Origin of the sequence: Streptomyces sp., from assembly GCF_035563135.1 — a bacterium.
Lineage (GTDB): Bacteria > Actinomycetota > Actinomycetes > Streptomycetales > Streptomycetaceae > Streptomyces.
The window spans coordinates 1-5754 of the sequence record NZ_DATMVN010000012.1 but is presented as its reverse complement, the minus strand read 5'-3'; the positions used below and the strand labels follow the sequence as shown (position 1 = coordinate 5754).

Here is a 5754-nt window from a genome sequence, read left to right as displayed (position 1 = left end):
TGGCGATGCGGGTGATCGCGAGAACGGCCATGTTGTTTCCGATCCGGAGGGCCGACGCTTCGTCTGAAGTGGGAGAGCGGGCGGAGACCGTCTCTCGGATGGTGGCCGGCGAGGGGCCGAGGACGGCGAATCTCGTGGCTGCCTCCCGGCACACGGAGTCGTCGTCGAGGACTCCGGCCGGGGCCAGGTCGCGCGGGATGTAGATACGGGCCAGGCCCTGCGGTGACCCTTGTTCGAGGCTGAGGCAGGTGTACTCCGCGAGGGGGCTGCCCGTTGGCACCTTCAGCAACGTCGTCAGGTGCACGGAGGCCGGAACCGTGGTGCTGCGAACCGTGATGCGCAACGTTGGCTCGGCCGCCGTCCAGGGGTCCAGCGTGCCCCAGCCGCCGACGTACATGATCTTGCGGCGCGGGTGACGGACGTAGTTGCCCTTGCCGTGGATCTTCTCGACGAGTCCTTCGCCCTGGAGCACGGCGAGAGCGCGTCGCAGGGTCACCGTGCTGACTCTGTACCGGGCGGCCAGGCCGGCTTCGGACGGGAGGCGTTTACCAGGCTTGATGCTGCCCGCCGTGATCTGGTGGCGTAGGTCGTCGGCGATGTCGTTATGGCGTCGGGGCACGAGTCCGGTCACCGCCTTCTCAGCAGTCGCAGGACGGAGAGCCGGGTACGGGCGTGTATGGCCAGCAGTTCGCCCGACTCGAAGACCAGTTGCTTGGCCCCTTGGGGGAGCTGGAAGAGGTCGCTCACTCGGCAGGCCTGACCGCCGAGTTGGATGATGTCGCCGCGCTGCACGGTGGCCGCAGTGACCTCGACGGTGGAGACCAACGCGCCGCCGGGGGCTGGTGTCCTCATGCCATCGCCTTCACGGGCACGGGCGGTTCGGGGGCCGAGTGGCATGGGCAGATGCACTCCTCGTAGGTCACCGGTACGTCCTCCGTCGCCGCAGGCGGGGACGGCTCGGTGCAGGAGTAGTGCGTGCCGATCCGGCAGGCGATCGAGCGGTAGGGGACGGAAGCTGTCCCTGTCGGGTGCGGTTGTCGGCGAGGAGGCATCAGCGGGCCCCCGCGAGGGCCAACCAGGCATCGGCCGACAGGTGCGGGGCGACGAGCACTGAGCGCGTCCGTGCACGCTGCTCTTCCCACGCCAGCAGGTACGGACGGGCAAGTGCGACGTCCTCTCCCCCCAGCGGGTAACGGTGGAGCGGGCCCACCGGAGTCCGCCTCAGGGCGATGGTCGAAGCGTCAGCGGGCGCGGGGCAGGTGGGAGGGGCCAGCGGCCGGAAGGGCGTTAAGGGGCGGCGGTGCCGACCGTTGGGGAAGCACCGCGCTCTGGTGCGCGAGATGGCTCGGCGGATACGGTTGAGCATGCTGTTCAGCTCCCATCGCTGATAGCCCGGTCCCCCGACGTCGCCTGTCGTGGGGACCGTTTTACGTACGACCGCCCATAAGGTGCGGCCGTTCAAGCTGGTGGCCAGGAGGCCGAATCGATCGGCCAAGGCCACCGCGTCCAGAACCTCCCGCCAGGAATCGGCGGAGAGCGTGTCCGGTACTTCTGCCTCGACCGTCGTGAACCGGGTGTGCTCCTCCACGCGCGGGCGGAGGCCGGCGGCAGACAAGCGGTCGGCGATAGCCGCCGCGGTCACTTCCGAAGCGGACACAGCGCACCCTCCGTTGCCGGTGATCACTTCCAGTGAAGCTAGTTAACTAGATTAGATCTAGTGGACTAGATTTTCCATATGTCTGAGCAACCGCCGTACCTCCGCATCGCCGACGAACTCCGGCAGCGCATCGCGGAGCACGTCTGGGAACCGGGCGACCGACTCCCATCCCGCGCCCAGATCGGCCAGGAGTGCGGCGTGGGCGAGAACGTGGTGCGCAGAGCACAGGAGTTGCTGATCTCCCAAGGCGTGCTGGAAGGCCGGGCCGGATCGGGGACCTACGTCGCCGAGCCCCGGGAGCGCGTGAGAGTCGTCCGGTCGTCGGCACGTGAGCAGCCCAGTGGATCCCCGTTCCGCCAGGACATGAAGGCCCTTCGCCGACAGAGCGACTGGGAGAGCCGGACCGACGCGAAAGTGCCGGCCCCGGCGGAGATCGCGAAGCGGCTCGGGATCGCCGAGGGCGAGCTGTGCGTTCGCACGACGTACGAGTTCCTTGCGGACGGGAAGCCGGTCCAGTTGTCGACGAGTTGGGAGCCGTACGCCATCACTGGCGGGACCCTCGTCGTTCTCCCCGAGGGAGGGCCCCACGCGGGAGCCGGGGTCGTGAACCGCATGGCCGAGATCGGAGTCACCATCAGTCATGCGGTGGAGCAGCCCGAACCCAGGCACGCGACCGCCGAGGAAGCATCGCTACTCGGCATCCAGAAAGCCGCACTCGTGACGCACATCCGGCGGACGTACTACAGCGACGAGGGCCGTCCCGCGGAGACAGCGGACATCGTGGTGCCCGCAGCGCACTGCGAGATCGTCTACGAGATCCCGATCAGCCGCTGACGAGCTGACCCCGGCAGCTCAAAAGTCGTGGCCCAGCCGTGCCCCCCGCATGCCCCTTCCGTGCCCGACAGAGCGGGAAACCAGGGGGAACAGCGGTGCCCGGCAGGGAACGGACATGGCAAAGGCCCCCGACCATACGTACTGGTCGGGGACCTTTCGCCTGCGGTGGGTGTGGGATTTGAACCCACGGTGACATCGCTGCCACGACGGTTTTCAAGACCGTTCCCTTAGGCCGCTCGGGCAACCCACCCACGCACCGCCCCTTCAGGGGCGGAGCGGGTACAGCGTACCCGGCTCGCGCGCCGCGAGGGGTGGTGGTCCGTGGCAGGCCCGTCGCTGCTCACGCCCATACCACTTTCCGGGTCCACCGGCGCGCCGTCGTAGGACGTTCGGCGTCGGGCGCGCAAGGTGATGTACACGTACGGAGTGACGACAACCTGCACACCACCACACATACGGGTGAGTGTCGGACGTGGTCACCAGGGTACGAAGTCGCTACCCACGCGCCGATGGCAGACCAGTCCGATTATCGGATCCGGGGCCGAAAGACCTGGCAGCAGCGATATGCGCGAAAGGGAGCGGTGACACGGGAGGCGTTTCCGGTCACCTTCGATCAGCAACGCGTGCGTGTCTGAATCGACCTAAACGTCCTGTTTGTCAGAATGTTGCCCACTGCCCCAGTTGAAACTAGGAAGTTCCCTTTACCGAGGAGCATGTCATGCAGGTGTGCGAGTGGCTCCCAGATCAGCCCACCCATATCGGCCGGCACGACTGGCCGGACGAGGGGGACAACGGGACGCACATGCGACTGCGGGCCGGCTCCATCGTGGTACTCGACCGGCAGGCGTGGCGGATCCTGGAGATCAACAGCTATCCGAGCGACCGGTGGCCGGACTCCTACGAGAAGGCGTGGCGCGACCACGTGGAACTGTGGTGGCACGCCAACGAACTGCGGCGGACCAACAACCAGGCGGTCAAACCGGCCCCGGAGCGGACCGAGTTCTACAAGCGCCCGGTGGTGCTGGTGCTGCGTAACGAGAACCTGCCCCGCTCCGCGTCGAAGCACTGGTGTGCGCCCGCCAGCCACGACTGGCGGGTCCTCCCCGAGCACTACGCCGTCTGCCGCGCCTGCGGTGAGCTACCGCCCTGCCGCCACGGGGAGTACCGCTGGGAGGGCGGGCCCCGTTCGCCGGAGCAGAACGGCGGCATCCCGCTCATGGTGCCGGAGAACTGCTGCATGGGGTGCGCCGAGCCGATCAAACCGCGGGTGCGGACCGTGCGCTTCCCGGGCCCCAACCTCTGGTACCCGGACCTGGGGAAGGACACGGCCGTCTTCCACGCCCGCACCTCCTGTGCCGACCAGGTCGACTGCTACCGCATGCAGTGGCAGACCGATTACCACGCGCGACACCCCGGCCCCTCCGTACCCTCCGTGCCCTCCGCCACTCCTGCGTTCCCGGGTTTCGACCACTTCGTGCTCCCCCGGACGCGGCAGGCGCGGGACGCGTCCCCCCACACCGAGCAGGCCTCCCGTCCCGCGCAGTCCGTGCCGGCCGCGTCGGCGTGGCCGGATGAGGAGTGCACCTCCACGACGGGCGACTTCGGCGCCGTCCACACCTGGTCCGAGGGACATCGGGAGGCACCGGCGTCCGGCGCACCGGCACCCGGCGCACCGGCACCGGCACCGGCACCGGCCGTACCCGAGCCGTCGTACCAGCCGGCATCCGCAGCCTCCGGCGTGCCCGGGGCGGAGCCGGTGGTGCCGAGGCTCCCGCCGGCGGCCGAGGCTCCCGCGCCGGCCACCCCTTCCGCCGAGGGCGTCGAGCCTGCTCTCCGGACCGCCCAGGAACTGGGCCTGGCCCTGGCGGAACGTCCGGCCTTCCACAACGCGGAACAGGCGGCCCGGGTGATCGAGGAACTCACCGCCGCGGTCCGGAACATCGCGCTCTGCCTGAACAACCCGGCCGCCCGCGAGCGCTCCTGACCCGGGCCGGCCGGGCACGGGCCCCCGCCACGACGGTTTTCAGGACCGTGCCCTCAGACCGCTCGGGCAGCCCGCCCCGCGCCGTCGCCGGGCCCCGCGCCCGGGGCCGGCCCGATGCGTGGGACGGCCCAGCCGGTCAGCTGTCGCCCTTGCGCTCGCCCAGGGTGAGTTCGACCGTGGACGTCTTGCCGTCGCGCGTGTAGGTGAGCGTGACCCTGTCACCCGGCTTGTGGGTCCAGATCTCGCCGATCAGCGTCGGGCCGCTCTCGACCACCGTGTCGTCCAACTTGGTGATCACGTCACCGGCCTTCAGCCCGGCCTTGGCAGCGGGGCCGTCCGGAGTGACGGCCGGGGTGCCGCCCGCGCCCTCGTCCGAGATGACGGCGCCGCCGGTCTTCTCCTCCATCGTCACCGTCGCGCCGATCACCGGGTAGACGGGCTGGCCCGTCCTGATCAGCTGCTCGGCGACGTTCTTCGCCTGGTTGACCGGGATGGCGAAGCCGAGGCCGATGGAACCGGCCTGGGACTGCCCGACACCGCCGCCGCTGGTGGACTGGATGGCGGAGTTGATGCCGATGACCGCACCGCCCGCGTCCAGGAGCGGTCCGCCCGAGTTGCCCGGGTTGATCGACGCGTCGGTCTGCAGGGCGCTCATGTACGAGTTCTTGTTGCTGGAACCGTCACCGGAGGCGACCGGGCGGTCCTTCGCGCTGATGATGCCCGTGGTGACCGTGTTGGAGAGACCGAACGGCGCACCGATCGCGATGGTGGAATCGCCCACCGCGACCTTGTCCGAGTCGCCCAGGGGCAGCGGGGTCAGGCCCTCCGGGGGGCTCTTCAGCTTCAGCACCGCCACGTCGTAGCCCTGGGCCCGGCCGACGACCTCGGCGTCGTACTTCTTGCCGTTGGAGAACGTCGCGGTCAGCTGACCGCTGTCCGCCGCGGAGGCCACCACATGGTTGTTCGTGAGGATGTGGCCCTCCTTGTCGTACACGAAGCCGGTGCCCGTGCCGCCCTCACCGTCGCCGGACTGCGCGTCGATGGTGACCACGCTGGGCAGCGCGCCCGCCGCGACACCCGCGACCGTGCCCGCGTCACGCTTGAAGTCCTTCGGGCTGTCGGAGGCGGCGACCGTGGTGGACCCGGAGGAGGAACCGGAGGCGTTGCTGTCGGCGGCCCAGTAGCCGAGGGCTCCGCCGACGCCGCCCGCGACCAGTGCGGCCGCCGCCACGGCGGCGACCAGGCCGCTCGCACGGCGCTTGCGCGGGGACCCGGGCTC

Annotated in this window: 5 protein-coding genes, 1 tRNA gene and 1 pseudogene; 2 read left to right on the top strand and 5 right to left on the bottom strand. The window is 69.7% G+C overall.

Features of this window, described 5'->3' with window-relative positions; translation table 11 throughout:
* From VN520_RS00760 to VN520_RS00750, 3 genes and pseudogenes are all read right to left on the bottom strand, one after another.
* Positions 1-631, bottom strand: a 631-nt coding sequence (locus tag VN520_RS00760; RefSeq protein ID WP_325744849.1) for a GntR family transcriptional regulator, incomplete at its 3' end; no start/stop codon positions are given.
* Positions 628-852, bottom strand: coding sequence for a hypothetical protein (locus VN520_RS00755; RefSeq protein ID WP_325744848.1), 225 nt, complete (start codon positions 850-852; stop codon positions 628-630). The genes VN520_RS00760 and VN520_RS00755, both read right to left, overlap by 4 nt.
* 529 nt (positions 853-1381) lie before the next feature.
* Positions 1382-1657: pseudogene (locus tag VN520_RS00750) on the bottom strand (hypothetical protein); the annotation flags it as partial.
* A gap of 78 nt (positions 1658-1735) precedes the next feature.
* Here VN520_RS00750 and VN520_RS00745 point away from each other — a divergent pair.
* Positions 1736-2491 (top strand): GntR family transcriptional regulator, encoded by a 756-nt coding sequence (locus VN520_RS00745; RefSeq protein ID WP_325744847.1) that lies wholly within the window; start codon positions 1736-1738, stop codon positions 2489-2491.
* Positions 2492-2654: 163 nt separating this feature from the next.
* On the opposite strand, the gene VN520_RS00740 is transcribed toward VN520_RS00745, so the two are convergent.
* Positions 2655-2741 (bottom strand) — tRNA-Ser (locus VN520_RS00740).
* Positions 2742-3209: 468 nt separating this feature from the next.
* Between VN520_RS00740 and VN520_RS00735 the strand changes: the two genes are divergently transcribed.
* The gene (locus tag VN520_RS00735) at positions 3210-4475 is read left to right on the top strand and encodes a hypothetical protein (RefSeq protein ID WP_325744846.1); all 1266 of its coding nucleotides are present in this window, start codon (positions 3210-3212) and stop codon (positions 4473-4475) included.
* Positions 4476-4611: 136 nt separating this feature from the next.
* On the opposite strand, the gene VN520_RS00730 is transcribed toward VN520_RS00735, so the two are convergent.
* On the bottom strand, positions 4612-5754 hold a 1143-nt coding region (locus VN520_RS00730; protein ID WP_325744845.1), incomplete at its 5' end, for a S1C family serine protease.